General features: G+C 67.7%; 3 protein-coding genes. All 3 read left to right on the forward strand.

The features are described 5' to 3' along the window. The coding region (locus tag LQV45_RS24065; protein WP_230009144.1) for an ABC transporter permease at positions 1-1,817 on the forward strand (1,817 nt) is incomplete at its 5' end. After that, a complete protein-coding gene (locus tag LQV45_RS24070; protein WP_018773527.1) occupies positions 1,814-2,581 on the forward strand; it encodes an ABC transporter ATP-binding protein in 768 nt (255 codons plus the stop codon). The genes LQV45_RS24065 and LQV45_RS24070, both read left to right, overlap by 4 nt. A gap of 9 nt (positions 2,582-2,590) precedes the next feature. Further along, on the forward strand, positions 2,591-2,829 hold a 239-nt coding region (locus LQV45_RS24075; RefSeq protein WP_230009145.1), incomplete at its 3' end, for a class I tRNA ligase family protein.

Here is a 2,829-nt window from a genome sequence, read left to right on the forward strand (position 1 = left end):
CCATCCCGCTGATCGTGCGCTCGGGCACCGCCCTGGACCTGAAGTACTCGGTCAAAATCGAGGAAATCGACGACTCCGGCAACGTCACCAAGGACGTCGGCACCGTGACCCGCTCGTTGGACAAGGACTACCTGCCGTTCGTTTCCAAGTCCCCGTTCGCCCTCGCCTGGCCCGGGTCCAAGGACCTCTCCCAGCTCATGGGCGACACCGGATCCTTCAGCCAGGGCCTCTACAACCCGGCCACCTGGACCACCAACTTCGCCGCCGCCCCGACATACAAGGACGGCGAAACCGCCGCCAACGGCGCCGTTGACAAGAGCGCCACGCCCGGTGACTGGGTCACCGTGAACCGGCTGCCGGACAAGGCCGCCAATGGCGAAGCCGTCGACCAGACCCAGCGCGAACCTGTAGACGAGCGCTCGTACCGCCAGAACCTCGAAACCGGCAAGAAGCTGGCCACGCCGCTGGCCATGGTCTACGGCACCTTCGACGCCGCGAACGTCAAGGAAGCTGCCGGTGACGTCAACCGGCTGCCCCTGGGCGGCTATGACCCCGCGCCGTTCACCCTGACCAAGGACGCGTCGGGCAAGGACGTCAACACCGAACTCAAGCCGTCGCTGAGCGCCACGGGCCTGGTCAGCCAGTCCGCCGGAGCCATCACCGACTACTACGGCCTCGCCGCCGCCCGCGGCTACGATGCAAACGCCAACGTGATCGACGCCGTCCGGGTCCGCGCCAAGGTCCCGGGCAGCTGGAAGCAGGCGCAGCCCGAGGTGGAGAAGCTCGCCAACGAGATCCGCGACATGGGCCTGCAGGCCACCGTGGTGGCCGGTTCGGCCCGCGAAGACGCCAGCATCGCCGTTCCCGGCTACTCCAAGGACGACGCCGGCAAGGAATCGCCGTTGGGCACCGTGCAGCAGTCGTGGGTCCGCCAGGACGCCGCGGACGCCGTGTCCGGCTCGCTGACCGCCACGAACCTGACCCTGCTGTTCCTGACCCTCTGCGGTGCTGCCCTCCTGACCGGCGCGTCCACCGTCAGCTACATCCGCAAACGCCGCAGCGAGGCCGGTACCTTGCGCGCCATGGGCTGGACCCAGCGCAAGATCCGTTCCTGGGTGCTGGCCGAATTCGGCGTCGGCGCCGCGCTGCTGGCCGTCGTCGGAATCGTCCTGAGCCTGATCAGCTGGAGCACCGCCACCGCGGTGGTCTCGGCGTCGGTCCTGGTGCTGTACGCCGGTGCCGCGTTCATCGCGGCGCAGCAGCTGCGCCACCGCGACGTCGTGGACCAGGAGCCGCAACACGATGAACGGCTCATCGCGGTCGATTCCCCGCTGACCTTCGCGAACCGGCAGCTGAGCACCAACAAATTCAACACCATCTCCCTGGCCGTTGCTGTCGGTGTCTTCGCCGCGGCCGTCGGCGGACTCGTCGCCCTGCTGATCGACATTCCGCGGGCCGCCGGCGCCAGCGCCCTCAGCGGGCTGGCCGCGGCCAGCATCGCCCTGCCCAGCATCATCCTGGGCGTGTCCGGTGTTGCCGTCGGGCTGCTGCTGACCATGGTCACCGGCCGCTTCGAGCTGCAGGCCAAGCGCCAGTACCTCGGCACGCTGCGGGCCATGGGCTGGAACCCGGACATGCTGGGCCAGGTCCGCTTCTTTGAAAACGCCATGGTGGGAACCGTCGCGCTGCCGCTGGGTGTTGTGGGCGCCCTCGGCATCGGCCTCCTCCTGGCCCCCTATGCCGCGCTGTGGGCCGCAATTGCCGGTCTCGTAGCTGTACTTTGCTGGATTCCGATTGCAACGAAAGTGGTCCAATGACTAACGAGCTGAACCTTGACCGGGAGGCACACGACCGGATGACCGCCAGCACCCGTCGCGGTGCGCACAAGACCCGCGCCAACACAATCGTGAAGGCCACGGACCACGCCACCCCGCTGGAACTGAGCAACATCACCATCCACTACGGCGGCGGCAAGGGCGGTGCCGAGGCCGTCAACGTCGTGGACGACTTCAACATGACCTTGCACGCCGGCGAAATGCACTGCGTCGCGGGCCGCTCCGGCTCGGGCAAGACCAGCATCCTGACCGTCGGCGCGGGACTGACCCTGCCGACGTCGGGCCGGGTGTTCTGGGAAGGCGACTCGCTCGAGACCATGGGCGACGACGAGATCGCCGACCGCCGCCGGGCCCTGATCGGCTACGTCGACCAGGGCGGTGCGCTGATCGACGGGATGAGCGCGCTCGAGAACGTCCTGCTGCCGGCCGTGCCGGACGGCGAGGTCGAGAAGCGCCGCGACATGGCCAAGGACCTCCTGGACCTCGTGGGCCTGGGCCGGCGCATGCGCCACCGTCCGGCGCAGCTTTCCGGCGGTGAACGCCAGCGCGTCGCGATCGCCCGGGCGCTCATCCTCGGCACCCGCGTTCTGGTGGTCGACGAGCCCACGGCCAGCCTGGACCGGGCCGCGGCCAACCGCATCATCAGCATCCTCAAGGACACCACCTCGGACGGCATTGCCGTGCTGGTGGCTTCACATGACCACGAACTGGTCCGCCAGAGCGATACCCTCACAGAACTGATCTAGATTTAGACCGTGACTTCAACTGACAAGACCCCGTTCTACATCACCACGGCCATCACGTACCCCAACGGGGTGCCGCACATCGGCCATGCGTACGAGTACATCGCCACCGATGCGATGGCCCGGTTCAAGCGCCTGGACGGGTACGACGTCTTCTTCCTGACCGGCACTGACGAGCACGGCATGAAGATCGCCCAGACCGCCGAGAAGGAAGGGCTGGCGCCCAAGGATCTGGTGGACCGGAACGCCGA

The organism is Microbacterium sp. Bi128, assembly GCF_918698205.1.